This window comes from Providencia sp. PROV255, from assembly GCF_028478065.1.
In the GTDB taxonomy this organism is placed as follows: Bacteria; Pseudomonadota; Gammaproteobacteria; order Enterobacterales; family Enterobacteriaceae; genus Providencia; species Providencia rettgeri.
In genome coordinates, this window is record NZ_JAMPMI010000006.1 from 35,042 (window position 1) to 53,037 (window position 17,996).

At 39.5% G+C, this 17,996-nt stretch carries 17 protein-coding genes and 1 pseudogene; 6 read left to right on the forward strand and 12 right to left on the reverse strand.

Going from position 1 to position 17,996, the window contains the following annotated elements; all coding sequences use genetic code 11:
• Positions 1-125: 125 nt before the first annotated feature.
• Positions 126-614, reverse strand: a complete 489-nt coding sequence (locus tag PR725_RS05485; RefSeq protein WP_004911769.1) for a TIGR00645 family protein — start codon at positions 612-614, stop codon at positions 126-128.
• Positions 615-1,034: 420 nt separating this feature from the next.
• Here PR725_RS05485 and cobB point away from each other — a divergent pair, with 420 nt between their 5' ends.
• Entirely contained in the window at positions 1,035-1,868 is an 834-nt protein-coding gene (cobB, locus tag PR725_RS05490; protein WP_272568232.1) for a Sir2 family NAD+-dependent deacetylase, read from the forward strand.
• Between the two features lie 51 nt (positions 1,869-1,919).
• Here cobB and PR725_RS05495 read toward each other — a convergent pair whose 3' ends face one another.
• Positions 1,920-2,630: an SDR family oxidoreductase gene (locus PR725_RS05495; RefSeq protein WP_110731988.1), complete on the reverse strand. Its 711-nt coding sequence runs from the start codon at positions 2,628-2,630 to the stop codon at positions 1,920-1,922.
• A gap of 386 nt (positions 2,631-3,016) precedes the next feature.
• Between PR725_RS05495 and pepT the strand changes: the two genes are divergently transcribed.
• Positions 3,017-4,252, forward strand: coding sequence for a peptidase T (pepT, locus tag PR725_RS05500; RefSeq protein WP_004911762.1), 1,236 nt, complete (start codon positions 3,017-3,019; stop codon positions 4,250-4,252).
• Between the two features lie 50 nt (positions 4,253-4,302).
• Here the strand turns inward: pepT and PR725_RS05505 are convergent, their stop codons facing one another.
• The 9 genes from PR725_RS05505 to rluE form a co-directional block, all read right to left on the reverse strand.
• On the reverse strand, positions 4,303-4,902 hold the full coding sequence (locus PR725_RS05505) for a LysE family translocator (protein WP_109911610.1): 600 nt from the start codon (positions 4,900-4,902) through the stop codon (positions 4,303-4,305).
• 330 nt (positions 4,903-5,232) lie between these two features.
• Positions 5,233-6,357, reverse strand: a complete 1,125-nt coding sequence (locus PR725_RS05510) for a ribosomal protein uL16 3-hydroxylase (protein ID WP_004911758.1) — start codon at positions 6,355-6,357, stop codon at positions 5,233-5,235.
• Positions 6,358-6,608: 251 nt separating this feature from the next.
• Entirely contained in the window at positions 6,609-8,066 is a 1,458-nt protein-coding gene (phoQ, locus tag PR725_RS05515; RefSeq protein ID WP_181937042.1) for a two-component system sensor histidine kinase PhoQ, read from the reverse strand.
• 1 nt (position 8,067) lies between these two features.
• Positions 8,068-8,742: a two-component system response regulator PhoP gene (phoP, locus tag PR725_RS05520; RefSeq protein WP_004911754.1), complete on the reverse strand. Its 675-nt coding sequence runs from the start codon at positions 8,740-8,742 to the stop codon at positions 8,068-8,070.
• 240 nt (positions 8,743-8,982) lie between these two features.
• Positions 8,983-10,353 carry an adenylosuccinate lyase gene (gene purB / locus PR725_RS05525; protein ID WP_109911612.1) on the reverse strand — a complete coding sequence of 457 codons (1,371 nt, stop codon included), beginning with the start codon at positions 10,351-10,353 and terminating at the stop codon, positions 8,983-8,985.
• A gap of 17 nt (positions 10,354-10,370) precedes the next feature.
• On the reverse strand, positions 10,371-10,997 hold the full coding sequence (gene hflD, locus PR725_RS05530) for a high frequency lysogenization protein HflD (protein ID WP_004911750.1): 627 nt from the start codon (positions 10,995-10,997) through the stop codon (positions 10,371-10,373).
• Between the two features lie 2 nt (positions 10,998-10,999).
• Positions 11,000-12,103: a tRNA 2-thiouridine(34) synthase MnmA gene (mnmA, locus tag PR725_RS05535; RefSeq protein WP_117162510.1), complete on the reverse strand. Its 1,104-nt coding sequence runs from the start codon at positions 12,101-12,103 to the stop codon at positions 11,000-11,002.
• Between the two features lie 139 nt (positions 12,104-12,242).
• A complete protein-coding gene (locus PR725_RS05540) occupies positions 12,243-12,692 on the reverse strand; it encodes an NUDIX hydrolase (RefSeq protein WP_117162357.1) in 450 nt (149 codons plus the stop codon).
• Positions 12,685-13,341 (reverse strand): 23S rRNA pseudouridine(2457) synthase RluE, encoded by a 657-nt coding sequence (gene rluE, locus PR725_RS05545; protein ID WP_004911743.1) that lies wholly within the window; start codon positions 13,339-13,341, stop codon positions 12,685-12,687. Before rluE ends, PR725_RS05540 begins: the two co-directional genes overlap by 8 nt.
• 534 nt (positions 13,342-13,875) lie before the next feature.
• On the opposite strand from rluE, the gene icd reads away from it, so the two are divergent.
• Positions 13,876-15,129 (forward strand): NADP-dependent isocitrate dehydrogenase, encoded by a 1,254-nt coding sequence (gene icd, locus PR725_RS05550; RefSeq protein WP_272567975.1) that lies wholly within the window; start codon positions 13,876-13,878, stop codon positions 15,127-15,129.
• Positions 15,130-15,250: 121 nt separating this feature from the next.
• On the opposite strand, the pseudogene PR725_RS05555 reads toward icd, so the two are convergent.
• Positions 15,251-15,757, reverse strand: a pseudogene (locus PR725_RS05555) (tyrosine-type recombinase/integrase); the annotation flags it as partial.
• Between the two features lie 92 nt (positions 15,758-15,849).
• On the opposite strand from PR725_RS05555, the gene PR725_RS05560 reads away from it, so the two are divergent.
• The 3 genes from PR725_RS05560 (at position 15,850) to umuC (ending at position 17,760) form a co-directional block, all read left to right on the forward strand.
• The gene (locus PR725_RS05560; protein WP_155242213.1) at positions 15,850-16,017 is read left to right on the forward strand and encodes a hypothetical protein; all 168 of its coding nucleotides are present in this window, start codon (positions 15,850-15,852) and stop codon (positions 16,015-16,017) included.
• 64 nt (positions 16,018-16,081) lie between these two features.
• On the forward strand, positions 16,082-16,498 hold the full coding sequence (gene umuD / locus PR725_RS05565) for a translesion error-prone DNA polymerase V autoproteolytic subunit (RefSeq protein WP_110731987.1): 417 nt from the start codon (positions 16,082-16,084) through the stop codon (positions 16,496-16,498).
• Positions 16,498-17,760, forward strand: a complete 1,263-nt coding sequence (gene umuC, locus PR725_RS05570; RefSeq protein WP_272567977.1) for a translesion error-prone DNA polymerase V subunit UmuC — start codon at positions 16,498-16,500, stop codon at positions 17,758-17,760. Before umuD ends, umuC begins: the two co-directional genes overlap by 1 nt.
• Positions 17,761-17,996 lie beyond the last annotated feature (236 nt).

Below are 17,996 nucleotides of genomic sequence, written 5' to 3' on the forward strand. Positions count from 1 at the left end.
ACTAGTCTTTTAGACTATTGATGGTAACACAAAGCAGAAATCGACGAGGGAGATAAAGATGAAATTAGTGAATAGATAAGTGCCTAGATGTTTAAATTAGGCACTTTGAGTGTAAATTTTACCGTTTATTTCTTGGTCATTTTATCTAGATAGCCCATCACAAATGCAGATAATACAAAGGTTAAATGGATGATGACATACCACATCAGTTTGTCATTTGAGACGCTTTTTAAGTCCATGAAGATTTTTAATAGGTGAATAGAGGAAATTGCCACAATGGAGGCCGCGACTTTATTTTTTAATGATGATGCGTCCATTTTACCTAGCCAGCCTAGTTTTTCACTGCTGTCAGGGATATCCATTTGGGAGACAAAGTTCTCATAACCTGAAAACATTACCATCACCAATAAACCACCGACTAATGCCATATCAATCAATGATAATAGCGTCAAAATTAAGTCTGCTTCAGGAATTGAAAGGATATTTGGCAAAATATGGTATAGCTCTTGAAAGAACTTAATGGTTAAAGCCAATAGTGTCAGTGAAAGCCCAAAATAGATAGGCGCTAAAATCCAACGTGAAGCATACATTGCTCTTTCAAAAAACTTTTCCATGAAATCCCTTGTAGTGGTGAGTTAATAACACAGTAAAATCTGCGAGGCATATTTTAGCGGTAGCGCGAGTGAAGAAGAAAGGTTTTTTTATTGTTTTATCATTGTGGAAGTTTTATGGCGTATTTATGAAATAAAGATGTCATTTTTATGAATAAAAAGTGACAAAATCGATACCTTCGATATTTTTATTTGCATTCAGCAAGATGATGCGTTTTAGTATGTTAACATTTAGATAATGTCATCAGTTATGGTAAGGAAATAGTTAGTCTGCCAATAAAATAAGTACTTGGAGCTTGATTATTTTAATAATTTCACACAATCAGCATTTCTAAATTCATGTCATAATGACATGGTAAAAAGCAGTTAATATTTAATATGATATAAATTTATTGGTTATATGGATGAAAGGAAGCTTTGATGTTGCGATTTCGTTATAGGTTAAAAAAAGCTCGCAAGAATAAATGTATACGCCGCCAGCGACTTCGCAATCGGTCTTTTTATATAGATAATAGATTGGATAACATGAAAAAGGTCAATATTGTCGTTTTAACAGGAGCGGGTATATCAGCTGAATCTGGGATCCAAACATTCCGTTCTGCGGATGGATTATGGGAAGAGCATCGCGTTGAAGATGTGGCAACACCTGAAGGTTTCGAACGTAACCGTGAATTAGTACAACGTTTTTATAATGAACGGCGTCGGCAGTTACAGCAAGAAAATATTAAGCCTAACGCCGCTCACTATGCACTTGCTCAGCTTGAAGAGCTTTTTGGTGACCGCTTTTTGTTAATTACGCAAAATATAGACAACTTGCATGAAAGAGCGGGAAGTCAGCGAGTTATCCATATGCATGGTGAACTATTAAAAGTTCGCTGCAACTGGTCAAATCAAGTATTGGAATGGAAAGGGGATTTATCTGCCGATGACCGCTGTCATTGTTGCCAGTTTCCTCAGCCGCTCAGACCCCACATTGTTTGGTTTGGTGAAATGCCAATTGGAATGGATTATATTTATCAATCCCTTGAATCTGCGACTATTTTTATTTCAATTGGGACATCTGGTCATGTATACCCTGCGGCAGGTTTTGTTCATGAGGCTAAATTACATGGGGCACATACGGTCGAACTTAATTTAGAGCCTAGCCAAGTGGAAAGTGAGTTTGATGAGAAACACTATGGTTTAGCCAGCAAAGTCGTTGTTGAATATATCAATAAGCTTATTACAGAGTTACAGGTTAAAAATACAGCGCAATAAGCTTTCAATACATAATAATATAAGGGGAAACGTATTGTTTTCTCTTATAGGTTAGACATTTGTATCCATCATGGCCGGCATCGTAATCTCTTTGACGCAGGTTGCATTGCTCGTACTGGTGATAAAGCGTACGGCATTGACAACATCTTGTAATGGGATTAGCTGTCCATTACTTTTTTCAATGACTTCGTCGGCAGGAACCGTTAATGGGTATTCAGTTGCTAGATAACCTAAGTTTATGACTGATATTGCTATTTTATCTTCACGCAGTGTTTCTCTTAATGACTGTGCTATGCCTCTGAGGGCATATTTCGTGGCGGAAAAGGCGACTTCTTTGCCATTATGGTTATCTAGGCCCCATGTGGAACCGATCAATATAATCTTGCTATTTTTCGCTAAACGTAAATTGGGTAATAGTGCTTTTAAATTTAATAAACAAGCACTGATATTGGTTTGAATCATATTGAGCAGCTCAATGTCATCAGTCGATTCAAATTGGTATTCTTCACTAAAAGCCAGTTTCTCCCAAATACCCACATTATAAATTAAGGTATGAATAGGTTGATCCTGAATAATCTGCTTAATGGCATTCGCGCTATGAATATCATTTAAATCAGCAGGGATCCACGTAAAGTTAATGTGTTCAAAAGGAGGCTTTGAGCGAGACACTCCATAAATATGGTCTGCTTTTTCAGGAAATCCTTCGACCAATGCTTTACCTAAGCCTTTACTAACACCATAAATTAAACATGTTTTTGACATGAATTTTCCTGTTAACGAGTAAAATTTCGTTTTGTTTATTAATTAGCTAATAAATAAAATAATAAGACTTCATATATAGCATACTATTTCAATTTAATGATTGATGATTCGTGTAGTGGGTGAGTGATATTTAACCAAATAAGAGGTAATTAGGTAACAAATAAATAATAACCTACTAATTAATACAATTTGATTATTACCCTTATTTATTATAGGTATTGATTGCCAGTGTAATAGGTAGCTTACAAAAATTACGCTAAAAAATAAATTTCACTAACGATTTCCTGCAAAAAATAGAGAGCATTAACAGGAAAGCTGATTTGAAACAATAATTGAATCTGTGATCTTTCCCATAATATGGACATTGATATTTTAGGGGGAAGGGTATGGACAAACTCTTAGAGCGGTTTTTTGAATATACCGCTTTCGATACACAATCAAAACTAAATGCCAAAACAGTGCCTAGCAGCGCAGGACAGCTAAAGTTTGCTCGTGCATTAGTTAACGAGCTGAATGAATTAGGTTTTGAAAAAATAACGCTTAGCGATCAAGGTTGTGTGATGGCTTATTTACCGTCAAACGTTGATTGGGATGTTCCTACTATTGGGTTTATTTCACATTTAGACACAGCACCTGATTTTTCAGGTAAAAATGTGAGTCCACAAGTACTCGAAAATTATCGAGGGGGAGATATCGCGTTAGGTATAGGTGATGAAGTGCTATCCCCAGTGATGTTTCCAGTGCTGCATGAAATGATTGGCAAAACCCTCATCATGACCGATGGCAAAACCTTACTCGGTGCCGATGATAAAGCGGGTATCGCAGAAATAATTACAGCTCTAGTACGTTTAAAGGGTAAGAACATTCCTCATGGTAAAATCTGTCTTGCATTTACCCCTGATGAAGAGATAGGGCGTGGGGCTCGTCATATCGATTTTAAACAATTTGATGCATTGTGGGCCTATACCGTCGATGGTGGTGGTGTTGGTGAGTTAGAGTATGAAAATTTTAATGCAGCTAACGTTTCTATTAAAATTGTTGGCAATAACACGCATCCCGGTACAGCTAAAGGCGTAATGGTGAATGCATTAGGGCTAGCGAACCGTATTCATTCGATGTTACCACCTGATGAAACACCTGAAAACACCGAAGGTTATGAAGGCTTTTATCATTTAACATCGTTAAAAGGGACAGTAGAAAAGGCAGAATTGAATTATATTATTCGTGATTTTGACTTAGCGGGCTTTGAAGCTAGGAAGAAAAATATCATTCGAATTGCTGAAAAAGTTGGGGAAGGGTTACATCCAAGCTGCTATATCGAACTGACACTTGATGATACCTATTATAATATGCATAAAGAGGTCATGAAGTACCCACATGTTATTGAATTAGCAAAGCAAGCAATGCTTGATTGTGGTATTGAGCCAATTATCCAACCCGTCCGGGGTGGTACTGACGGTGCGCAGCTTTCACATCGTGGTTTACCGTGCCCAAATATTTTCACAGGTGGCTATAACTTCCATAGTAAACATGAATTTATAACACAAGAGGGTATGGAGCAGGCAGTTAGTGTGATCATGCGTATTGCGGAATTAACGGCTATTCACGCAAGGCAATCATGATATTTCATGATAAACAAGCGTGCTTATAACAATAAGCACGCGTAAATTTGCTATTGAAATAATACAGAAACGCCACTAAGCGCCAGTAAAACACCCATGACTAAATTAAAGCGTTTTAATGTCTTAGGTTGTTTTAGCTTTTCTCTTAATTTACTGCCAAACATCGCCCAAATAGCAACACATGGCCAGTTGATGGCCGCAAATATAACGGCAACCTGTACCATTGATAAATAGGGGGCGTTTATATTGGTATACATCGCCATTCCTGAAATAGCCATCATCCATGCTTTAGGGTTTATCCATTGAAATAATGCTGCTTCTAAGAAAGTTAGCGGCTTAATTTCCTGGTTATTTGATTGTGCAACTGAATGGCTAATAGTCGTTTTCCATGCAAGCCAGAACAAATAAATAATTCCAAAATATTTTAATACTGAATAAGTTATAGGGGATGATTGGATCAATGCCCCGACTCCTAGCCCGACAGCAAACAGCATAATAAGAAAACCAATTGATACCCCAAATGAATGCGGTAATGTCTTGCTAAATCCAAAATTAATGCCTGAAGCAAGTAACATAATATTATTTGGACCTGGCGTTATGGATGTTACAAAGGAAAACAATGATAAAGCTAAAAGTGTTTCTAAGTTCATATTGTTATCATCTTTAAAATGGATAATTAATGCTGCGTGAGAATGATAATAGTGAAGTAAAAACAGTTTAGGGTTGAATTAAAGAATGTGCTTTATCTTTGCGTGCTTACGGGCACGTAAGGATCATAATATGAGTATGTAATTGGGAAATAAAATATATAAAAAAATAAATAAGTTAGTTATTAATAAGGGGGGGTAATTGGCAATTAGCGGTTTTCATCAATAGGGAGGAGAGCCTTGTCATATTATACTGAGAATATTATTTTTAATAAAAGGCCCATAATTAATGAGCCCTTACACAAAATACAAATTTAATATTAACGGTATTGATTAATCATCAAAATACCAATAACCATTATTGACGAGTGCGGTAAGCAGTGCGATAAAATTAACGTCATCAATGGCATCAGCTAAAATTTGGCTATTAACGGCATCATAACGACATAAGCTATCAGCAGCCTCATAACACTCGGTTTCTAAGCATTCTCCATTAACAAAAAATTGGTCGCCAACGCGCAATGCTCTGAGACCATTTAATTTGTATAAGGTTTCTTGCTGAGTTTTCAGTAAATCATAAATTTCTTCTTGCTCATAAGGTGGTTCAGGTGGAGCAATGTCTAATTCATGACGTGATTGTGAGATAAACTCACCTAGCCATTTACGAAATAGCTCAGGGTCATTAATCAGTGATTCCATCATTTCGCGCAGTTTAATTTGTTCACCTTGCAAGATCTCAGCAGGGTTATCACGGAATGATAAATCAGGATCGCTATAACGATAACTGCCTAAGTCATTAGAAATTAGGTGATCGGCAAAACTACTGAGCAGCTCACGAGTATTTGGGGCACGGAAACCAACTGAGTAATTTAATGAAGGCTCAATGGCGTAACCTTCATGTGGAAACCCAGGTGGAATATATAAAATATCGCCGGGTTCCATTTCTTCGTCGATGATGGCGTCAAAAGGTTGAACTTGTAGTAAGTCAGGGTGCGGGCAATGTTGTTTCATTGGGATTTTTTCACCCACTCGCCAATGACGACGGCCTTCACCTTGAATAATAAACACATCGTATTGGTCTAGGTGAGGACCTACACCACCGCCGGGGACTGAGTAGGAAATCATTAAGTCGTCCATCCGCCAGTCCGAAAGGACGCGAAATGGTTTCATTAATGCAGAGCTTGGATGATGCCAGTGGTCAACTGCTTGAACTAAAATAGACCAATTCTCTTCGCCAAGGTGGTCATAGCTTTCAAATGGTCCGTGACCAACCTGCCAAATCCCTTCTTTATGGCTAACCAAACGGCTATCAACCTCATCTTCCATCGCCAAACCTGCAAGTTCATCAGGCGAGATAGGATCAATAAAATTTGCAAACCCTTTTTTGATAAGCAGTGGGCGCTTCTGCCAGTGACTGTCGAGGAAACTCTGCCAGTCGAGATTTAGTTTGTAATCCATCTTATTGTCCCTTGGAGCTGCTAAGTATTGCTAATCAGTTTATTACAATATACCCGGTTCCAATACTGCAAAATGACCTATATGTGTGTAATGGTATGCTGTTAAATAAACTTTCTGAGAAACGGGTATTAAAGGTTTATCTTGAGAGTGAACCAAGTACATTACCCTAAATTACTATTTATAAAACACTTCATAAATAGTATACCGGAAATGGTTTGTAAAATAGGGGACAAGTGGACGCATATCACAGATTAACTATCTTCAATCATAGATTGCTGCCTAAATGTGACGGATAAACGAGCACCACCAAGCGGGCTGTCACTAATTGTGATATCTCCCTCGTATTGGTCGATAATATCCACTGCAATGGACAAACCTAAACCTTGACCTGGACGAAGGGTGTCTGCACGTTGCCCACGAAGGAAAATCAAACTACGTTTGCTTTCGGGCACGCCTGGGCCATCATCATCAACAACCAATGTTAAGCTATCAGTTCCGGCAATAGCACTAACTTCGACGAATTCAAGGCAATATTTACACGCGTTTTCCATGATATTACCCATCACTTCCATAAAGTCATTTGGTTGACCCAGCCAAGTTGTTTCAGGAGAAACATTAACCGTAATAGAAACACCTTTGTGTTGGTAAACTTTATGGAGGGCACTCGCAAGGCTGTCTAATATTGATGGAACAGATGAAATTTCGCGCAGCATCATATTTTCATCACCTTGCGTTGATGCGCGGTGCAAATAATAACCCACCTGTTGAGATATACGGCCAATTTGTTCGAGCATGATGGGTTCAGCCTGCTCAATATTCATTTGCTTACCTGAACGAAGAAGCCGCAGTGTTGACTGTAAAACGGCTAAAGGCGTCTTTAAACTGTGTGTTAAATCAGAAAGTGTCGTGCGGTATTTGCTGTAACGCTTACGTTCATTCGTTAATAAAATATTAAGATTACGTACTAGCCCACGAAGCTCATACGGAGGGTTCTCATCCAGTGTATCTCGTTCACCTTTTTCTAAGCTACTTAGTTGTGATACTAATGATTTAATTGGCCGTAGGCTCCAATAGGCCGCTAACCATAATAGTGGGATAACTAAGATTAAGTTAGCTAGTAACACATAACCGAACCACTCCCAAACTAAACCCGTATTTTGTAAGTCTTGTGGTAGTGTATCAACAACGACAATGGTGAGCGGAGGCAGGTTTTCACTAGCTGCATATTGGTTGACGGACACGGAGTGAGTAAGCGGTTCATCGTCGTTATCCATGTCATCTAATTTTGTATTGAATTCGGGGTTGTCATCTAGAAGTTGGCGAGTTTCGCGAATGTCTGTATCAATTTCATATAAGCCTTCTTTTTTAAGCCAGTCATTACGGATCAGCCGTTCAACGCTAGGTACATCACGTTGGCGCCATAACACGAGCCCTTGTTCATCATAAATAATGACCAAAGTCGGGTTGTTTAACGTGAAATTTGGGGGGACGCGAATGTCAATTTTATGGTTTTGCCATTGGGCTAGGCTATAAATTAAATTACTTTGGCTACGTAATAGGGTGTAAGTGGTTTTATCGAAACTAATCAAATACCCCAAAATCGCGACGATGCCGTAGGATAAAGTGAGTGCCAAGATCACCGCGGATGTTGCACAGAGAAAACGTGCTCGTAGCGAAAGGGGTTTGAACTTAAATTTACGTAGCTTCATGTTAGCCATTCACATCAAAACGGTAGCCTTGACCACGCACTGTGACAATTACATCATCACTATGAAATTGTTGGATTTTTTTTCGTAAACGGCCCATTAAAACATCAATGGTATGACTTTCTCTGAGCTCAGCATCTGGGTAAAGCTGGCGCATTAACGAGTCTTTGCTAACCACTTTCCCATTGTTGCGTAGTAGCGTTTCAATGATAGTGTATTCAAAAGCGGTTAATTTGACGGTTTCGCCATTAACGGTAAATTCTTTGCGTGATAGGTCAATCACGAAATTGCCTAATTCGAGTACTTGTGAAGCAAGACCACTATTTCTGCGCATCAAAGCTTGCATACGGGCAACCAGTTCTTCTAACTGGAAAGGTTTAGTCACGTAGTCATCAGCACCACTGTTTAGCGCTTGTACTTTTTCTTGCCAACTTTCCCGAGCAGTTAATACTAATAGTGGAATATTGACGTGCTCGCTACGCCAGCGTTTGATCATAGAAAGCCCGTCTTCATCAGGTAAGCCCAAATCGACAACTGCGATATCTGGACAGCTTTCGTGCAAAAAGTAATCAGCTTCTTTTGCGTCTTCAGCTGAATCAACCTGATGGCCAAGCTCTTTAAGCTGGACGGTTAAATGGTGACGAAGTAACGCATTGTCTTCGACAATAAGAATACGCATCGGAAACCCTCATATTGAAAAGAGATAGCTACAACTTATCAGATAGTAGCACTAGATACGCTATGGTAAAAAGAGTTCTGAACAACGACAAGGGATTAAGTAAATATAAATCAAACGAAGCGGAAATATAATTTATCTATATTTAGCTTTGAATAGCTTAGTATGATAGATAGAGCAGGGAATTCAAAATGATAATTAAAAAAGGCGACTTATAAGCCGCCTTTTTTGAAACCATGGAAGCTATTTTAGCTCGTCGATGAAAGTGACAGCGTAACCGATGTAGTTTGCAGGCGTCATTTCTTTCAAACGTGCTTTTTCGTGCTCTGGCAGGTCTAAACTATCAATAAATTGTTTCATACCTTCAGCGGTAACACGTTTACCGCGGGTCAATTCTTTGAGCTTTTCATACGGTTTTTCAATACCATAACGGCGCATTACAGTTTGAATTGGCTCAGCCAATACTTCCCAGTTTTGGTCTAATTCATCCAGTAAATGTTGTTCATTCACTTCTAATTTATTCAAACCTTTCATGGTTGATTGATATGCAATCAATGCATAACCTAATCCGACACCGAGATTACGTAATACTGTCGAATCAGTTAAGTCGCGCTGCCAGCGAGAAACGGGAAGTTTGCTAGCTAAATGGCCTAAGACGGCATTGGCTAAGCCTAAATTACCCTCAGAGTTTTCGAAATCAATCGGGTTGACTTTGTGTGGCATGGTAGAGGAACCAATTTCACCTGCGATTGTTTTTTGTTTGAAGTGATTTAATGCGATGTAGCCCCAAATATCACGGTCGAAGTCTAACACGATAGTGTTAAAGCGAGCGACGCAATCAAATAACTCAGCAATATAGTCATGAGGTTCAATTTGCGTAGTGAATGGGTTCCATTGAATGCCTAAAGAGGTAACAAAGGTTTCGCTGAATTCGTGCCAGTTAACTTCAGGATAAGCGACCATATGTGCATTATAGTTACCGACTGCGCCATTGATTTTACCTAGAATTTCAACTTGTTGTAGCTGGCGGAATTGGCGCTCTAAACGATAAGCAACGTTCGCAAACTCTTTACCAATGGTGGACGGGGTTGCAGGTTGACCGTGAGTACGTGAAAGTAACGGTAAATTGCGGTACTCATGAGCCATTGTTTTGATTTTATCAATGATTTGACGCCATTGTGGCAGCAAGACTTCTTCACGAGCGGTTTTCAGCATTAATGCGTGAGAGAGGTTATTGATATCTTCTGAAGTACAAGCAAAGTGAATAAATTCAGAAACTGCATGAAGAGCAGGGATGTCCGCTACCTTTTCTTTTAGAAAGTATTCTACAGCTTTCACATCATGGTTAGTTGTGCGTTCAATTTCTTTGATACGCATTGCGTCTTTTTCACAGAAGTTCGCGACAATTTCATCCAAGTAAGCGATTGCGTCAGCGGCAAATGCAGGAACTTCTTTGATTTGAGCGGTTGCAGCCAGTTTTTGTAGCCAGCGAACTTCAACTTGTACGCGAAATTTCAGTAAACCAAACTCACTAAAAATAGTGCGTAACGTGCTGACTTTATCACCGTAACGGCCGTCAATCGGGGATACAGCGGTCAGTGAGGATAATTCCATTGGTAGCAACTCCAGATTTAAAGGTGAGACAAAATATCTTTCGCCTGATTAGCCAGACGATTGCGAGAGAACATGAGTTGAATGCGACTTCCACCAACTTGTTGCCAAAGCACTGCGCAGCGAATGCCAGCGAGCAAGGTGGCTCTAACTTTTGCTTGAACGAGTGTGTTTTTTAGGATGTCAGGGGAACCAGTGACCTGAATTCGCGGTCCAGCTGGGCTGACTACATCTACATAAATACCCGCAAGTGCGTTAAACACGCCTTCAGAAAGTGGTTCAAAATAACCCGCTTGGCGTTCAAATTGCTCAATACGTTGGCCCAGCTGGTTCATCGCTTCTTGGTTTTTATTGAGGCGACGTTCAAGCGTCATAATGCTTAACATATATCGCGTCATTTCAGCCGATAAACCACTGTTACCGCCAGTCAGCATACCTAACATGGCACTGAGGCCCGTCTTTAAATTTTCGGCATCATTACCAAATACATCCAAAGTGGATTTTGGATTCATATTGGTGAGGCTATTGACCATGGTTTCAGTGTCTTTCTCAAGACAAACACCTTCATGTGCGAGTTTTTGAACCATCGCGCTTGCTTGGCAGATACCCGCTAAAGCAAGCGTAATGTCATAATAGTTTTTTGCCACATTTACTCCTGAATACGGGCTTCAATAATACCGCCACCGAGACAAACTTCATCGATATAAAATACAGCGGATTGACCTGGAGTGACAGCCGCGACAGGGTAGTCAAAAGCCACTTCAATGCGATCATCACTTAATGGGGTGATCGTACAAGGGATATCCGCTTGACGATAACGTGTTTTTACTACGCAACGTAGCGGCTCAGTCATGGTTTTCCGGTCAACCCAATGTAATTGCTGAGCAATTAACCCAACAGACATCAAACGAGGGTGTTCATGGCCTTGAGCTACGATAAGAATGTTGTTTTCGACGTCTTTATCGACAACATACCAAGGTTCTTCGGAGCCTTCTTTTGTACCACCGATACCGAGACCTTTTCGTTGCCCTAAAGTGTGGTACATCAAACCTTCATGTTGACCAATTGTTTCGCCATCAACAGTGACGATAGGGCCAGGCTGAGCGGGTAAGTAGCGGCCTAAAAAGTCGCGAAACTTACGCTCACCAATGAAACAGATCCCCGTGGAGTCTTTTTTCTTTGCAGTAACTAAGCCAATTTCTTCTGCAATACGGCGTACTTCAGGTTTTTCGAGTTCACCAACGGGGAAAAGGCTTTTAGCTACTTGTTCGTGGCTCAGAGTATATAAAAAATAGCTTTGGTCTTTGTTGTTATCTAAACCACGTAATAATTGGCTTTTACCATTGACATCACGGCGGCGCACATAGTGACCAGTAGCAATGTAATCTGCGCCTAAATCTTCAGCCGCAAATTCTAAGAAAGCTTTAAACTTGATTTCTTTGTTGCAGAGAATATCTGGGTTCGGTGTGCGGCCTGCTTTGTATTCAGTTAAGAAATGTTCGAAAACATTGTCCCAATATTCAGCAGCGAAATTAATGGTATGAAGTTCAATACCCAGTTTGTCACACACAGCTTGTGCATCGGCAAGGTCAGTAGCAGCTGAACAATATTCTGTGTCGTCATCTTCTTCCCAGTTCTTCATAAACAGACCAGCAACCTGATACCCTTGTTGCTGTAGCAAGTAAGCGGATACAGAGGAGTCAACACCACCGGACATCCCGACGATGACTTTTTTTTGGCTGTTATCTGACATGGTACTATTATTTGACATGGAAATATCTCACTGCGGAAAAATCAAGCCCCATACTTTAGCATGTTGTTCCCGCATTACACCAGAGTTAGCAGGGAATATTATTGCTTGGTGAAATCTTCACCAAGCAGAAGTTAAGTACTTAAAGATAATGGTCGCCGTAAGCGGTTAAAATATCGAGAGGATAATGCTTTCCTGTGAGAAAACAGCGCAAACTTTCCGCCACTAGTGGTGAACGCAGGCAGTTGCTATTTAGAATTTCTTGGGCAGTCAGCCAATGGCATTTGCTAATATCACTGTCTTGTGGCTGTGTCTCACAAATGGATTCAAGTTCTACGGCAAATAAAAAACGGATAAACTGAGTTTTATCTGGGGCAATCCATTGATGAATTTTAATTAATTGTGTTGGTGTGGCTTTGATTCCAGTTTCTTCTAGTAATTCACGTTCGGCGGCTTGCAAAATAGTTTCATTAGCTTCTAAATGCCCAGCTGGTTGATTCCAAGTGGGTTTATCATTTATCCACTCTTCCACGACTAAAAATTTGCCTTGAGCATGCACAACAGTTGCTACAGTCACATTAGGTTTAAACAACAGTTACCTCCTTCCATTCGCCAACTGAAAGATTTCCCAAATTAAATTCACCAATTTGATAACGAATTAGCCTAAGCGTTGGAAAACCTATATTTGCCGTCATACGACGGACTTGCCGGTTACGTCCTTCATATAATGTAATTTTTAACCAGCTAGTCGGGATATTTTTGCGTTCCCGTATTGGCGGAGTTCTTTGCCATAGCCATTCAGGTTCGCCAACTAACTCGATTCCCGCAGGGAGTGTTGGACCATCATTTAATATTAACCCTTGCCGAAATTTTAGTAGTGCATCTTCATCGGGAATACCTTCTACCTGAGCATAGTATATTTTCCCTGTTTTTTTCTGTGGTTGAGTTAAACGTGCCTGTAGTTTTCCATCATTGGTTAAAATTAATAGCCCTTCACTGTCCCTATCAAGACGTCCTGCGGCGTATACATCGTTGATTGGAATATATTTTTTTAGTGTGTCGCGACCTTGTTCATCAGTAAATTGAGGAAGAACATCAAAGGGTTTGTTAAATAAAATGATTTTAGTTGATATTTGCTGTCTTACCGAAACACGCTTAGCGTTATGCTTTAAAGCAGTCGAGGGTGGCGAGTAACGATTTTTCTTCGGAACTGATTTTTTGTTCGGTCTGTTCATGGTCATTCAATGAGAATTTATTGGTTTTAATTTGCGGCGACTTATTTCATCTAGTGTAGGAGATTTAACGGTTTGATCCTAGAACGTATTTTTCATGGCGATGTAATATTTAATTAACAACTTTAAAAACATTTAAATCAATAAAAACAATTTTCCATTTAAAAATAAGTACATATGGATTTGTTTGGATGGTGATAGTGTGAGCAAAACGTATTTTTAATTTGAGTTAACTTGCTAATATTATTTTTTGTGAGGGAAGTATTTTAACAAAAGTTGTGTCGTTCCCTCAAATGGGTTATTGACAACTTTTCATCGCGGTTTGATTTATTTCTAATAATGGAATGCTTAAATTAATTTATTGATTTAACAGTATTTATAAATAGATATTCGATTAACTTACAAGGTAAAACAGTACGTTAAATGCGATCGGCATTGAAGCTTAGATGAGTAATCATTGGCGTTCGACGCAGATTGAAGTAGTATTGACACGTCTCTTACAAAAAATTAACAAGCAAAATACGCAAGTGAAAGGAGAGGTTAATGGAAAGCAAAGTAGTAGTTCCGGCAGAAGGCGCTAAAATTACCATTGATGCAAAAGGCAAACTAAACGTTCCGAACAACCCAATTATCCCTTTTATCGAAGGTGACGGCATTGGTATCGATGTCACACCAGCAATGTTGAAAGTGGTTGATGCGGCAGTGAAAAAAGCCTACAACGGTGAGCGCAAAATTTCTTGGATGGAAGTTTACACCGGTGAAAAATCTACACAAATTTATGGTAAAGATGTTTGGTTACCAGAAGAAACTCTCGATTTAATCCGTGATTACAGTGTTTCAATTAAAGGCCCTTTAACAACTCCTGTTGGTGGTGGTATTCGTTCTCTGAACGTTGCATTGCGTCAACAACTTGACCTGTATATCTGTTTACGTCCTGTTCGCTACTACAAAGGCACTCCAAGCCCAGTTAAACAACCTGAACTGACTGATATGGTTATTTTCCGTGAAAACTCTGAAGATATCTATGCGGGTATCGAGTGGAAAGCGGGTAGTGCAGAAGCAGATAAAGTTATTAAATTCCTGAAAGATGAAATGGGTGTGACTAAAATCCGTTTCCCACAAGACTGTGGTATTGGTATTAAGCCTTGTTCAGAAGAGGGCACAAAACGTTTAGTTCGTGCTGCTATTGAATATGCTATTGATAACGGCCGTGATTCAGTGACTTTAGTTCATAAAGGTAACATTATGAAATTCACTGAAGGTGCATTTAAAGATTGGGGATACCAATTAGCACAAGAGGAATTTGGCGGCGAATTATTAGATGGCGGCCCATGGGTTAAAATTAAAAACCCTAAAACTGGTAAAGATATTATCGTTAAAGATGTTATCGCAGATGCTTTCTTACAACAAATCCTGCTACGCCCAGCAGAATACGATGTTATCGCTTGTATGAACCTAAATGGTGACTACATTTCTGATGCATTAGCAGCGCAGGTCGGTGGTATTGGTATCGCTCCTGGTGCAAATATTGGTTCTGAGTGCGCATTATTCGAAGCAACTCACGGTACTGCACCAAAATATGCAGGCCAAGATAAAGTTAACCCAGGCTCTATTATTCTTTCTGCTGAGATGATGCTGCGCCATATGGGCTGGACTGAAGCTGCTGACCTAATCGTTAAAGGTATGGAAGGCGCAATCGAAGCTAAGACTGTAACCTATGACTTCGAACGTCAATTAGAAGGCGCTAAATTACTGAAATGTAGCGAGTTCGGTGACGCAATCATTAAGCACATGTAATTTATTACGTGGTGTGATTAGTAACGGGAGCTTAATAGTTCCCGTTTTTTATTATCACTTCTGAAACGGTTATCAAAAAGTTATCAAAACGAATTATCAAAATCTATCTATATTCCGACTATTAAATAACAACTCTCACCCAATCCTTACCCCGATCATCATTATATTTATCGGTCATTTTTTGCGATTTATGACCCAGTAAATCTTTTGTATTAATTCCCTGATCCCGATACAGTCTTTCTGATAAAGATCGTTGTTCATGAAATGAAGCTGGTGTTCCTTCACCCCAATCAATATCAGTTTTATTTCGCGCCTTCTTGAAGTTTGTTGTTATTGTATTTGCTGTAACTTGCTCACCTCTATTTGCTTGAGATGTTGTTCTAAAATAATGAATCAGATACGGACTGAGAACACGGTCACGGCATCTAGAAACAACATCTCTCAGCGACATGTTTAATGCATCAGATCTTAACGCCAGTGGAATAGCCAGTTTACTTCCTGTTTTTTCTTGCGTTACATGTAAATGGTCATCCCAAATATCACTAAATTTCATTGCTGAAATATCGCCAAGTCGTTGTCCTGTAATGACAGCTAATAACATCGCATTGCCTAAGTACTTATGTTGTTTACCCGGAGTTTCTTGATGAAAACGACATTGAGCGTGAAGATTACGACTACTGCGATATTCCAAACGGCCACTGGATTGACGTGCGTGTAAATATGCCATCCAATTCTATCTACAATCAAAAGCAAGCTGAAGCACAGAGACTCGCTAAGCTGGAAGCAGAGCGATTAGCACAAGAAGAAGCTAAACGTGCAGCAGAGGAAGCGGAAAGGGCAGAGCAGGAAGCTGCGGAGCGCGAACAAAATGAGACTATAGAAAATTGATCTTTACATACGCATAAAATGGTTAAATAATACTGTTTATGCATACAGTATTATTTGGTGTCGTATGAAATTAAGACTAATTGAAACAGATGATTTACTAGCAAGCTTCCCCCTCTTTCTTGACCGAGTGCCAGCAGGCTTTCCATCACCCGCTGCGGACTATGTTGAAGACCGCATTAATTTAAATAGCGCCCTCATTAAGCACCCTGAAAGCACATATATGCTCAGGGTGGAAGGGAATTCAATGATTGATGCAAATATCAATGATGGTGACGTTGTTATTGTTGACAGCGCGGTCACAGCAAAAGAGGGGGATATCGTTATAGCTAGCTTTGAGGGGGAGTTTACGGTTAAGAAACTACACCTCAACCCACCTATGTTACTTCCAATGAATCCCGCTTATTCACCAATCATTATCAACGATGAACAGGATTTTCAAATATTTGGCGTTGTTACCTACATTATTCATCGGGCGCAATAATGTTTGCGCTGGTTGATGTAAATAGTTTTTATGCAAGTTGTGAGAAAGTCTTTAGGCCAGATCTGGCAGGGAAGCCAGTAATTGTTTTAAGTAATAACGATGGCTGCGTGATTGCACGTTCATCAGAAGCGAAAAAACTTGGCGTAAAGATGGGGGAACTGTATTACGAGCGCCACAGTTTTTATAGACAAAACAACATTAATATATTTAGTTCTAACTACGTACTTTATGCTGACATGAGTAATAGAGTCATGTCACTATTATCAACATTCGCGCCCCGTTTAGAAATCTATTCAATAGACGAGGCCTTTCTTGATTTTGCAGGTATGAATAGTACCTTTAATCTTGAGGAATACGGCCGTGAAATTCAATCAACTATCCTCCAAAACACTCACCTCCCTGTAGGTATCGGTATTGGCCCTACAAAAACTTTAGCTAAACTAGCTAACCATGCGGCAAAAACATGGAGAAAAACAGGTGGAGTTGTTGAACTCTCCTGCAAGCAACGGCAGCGAAAATTATTATCTCTTATCCCAATCGAAGAGGTGTGGGGTATTGGTCGTAGAATATCGGCAAAATTAAGAATTATGGGTGTAAATACTGCTTTGGATTTAGCGAATGCACCGGTAGCAACCATCCGTAAAACGTTTGGGGTTATATTAGAAAGGACATTGAGAGAACTCAATGGTGAGCCATGTATTGAATTAGAAGAAGTCCGAAAAATTAAGCAGCAAATACTGTGCTCTCGTTCATTTGGCCAGAAAGTTTTAGATATAGAAACAATGCGTAAGGCTGTTTGTGATTATGCAGAACGCGCAGCAGAAAAATTAAGGGAAGAGAAGCAACGCTGTAAAATTATCGGATTATTTATTCAAACTAGCCGTCACGCATCAGGTGAAGATTACGCAAATAGCATTAATATAAAACTCGAATACCCCAGCAGTGACACCAGAGATATTATCAATGCAGCAATGCGTGGGTTAAATACTATTTGGCGTGACGGTTACCGGTATTATAAAGCAGGCATCATACTATCTGATTTTACTGATTCAGATGTTACTCAGTTTGATATGTTTTCAACACAAAAGCCATTTCGTAATAGCGATGAGTTAATGAAAACATTAGACGCGATTAATAAGAGTGGGCAGGGTAAAGTGTGGTTTGCAAGTAAGGGCGGTGATAGCGGATACAAAATGAAAAGAGAAATGTTGTCGCCTGCTTACACGACAAATTTTGATGAATTACGAGTGGTTAAAAGCTAAGAAATGGGCTGGACGTTTTAACTGTATTGCTGAATAAGTAAAAAAGGGTAGGGAGAGGAGCTGTGAAGTACAAACAATATGGACTTTACTTTTTGACCTGACACAACTGGGGCACAGAGCTAAATTGAATATAATTGGCTGCTTTGTGCCAGAAGCAGACATAATTCATTATTCATGGATTGAGCCTTAGTGTATCGCCACGTAAGTTAAAAAAATTCCATTAGGTTATAAGTATT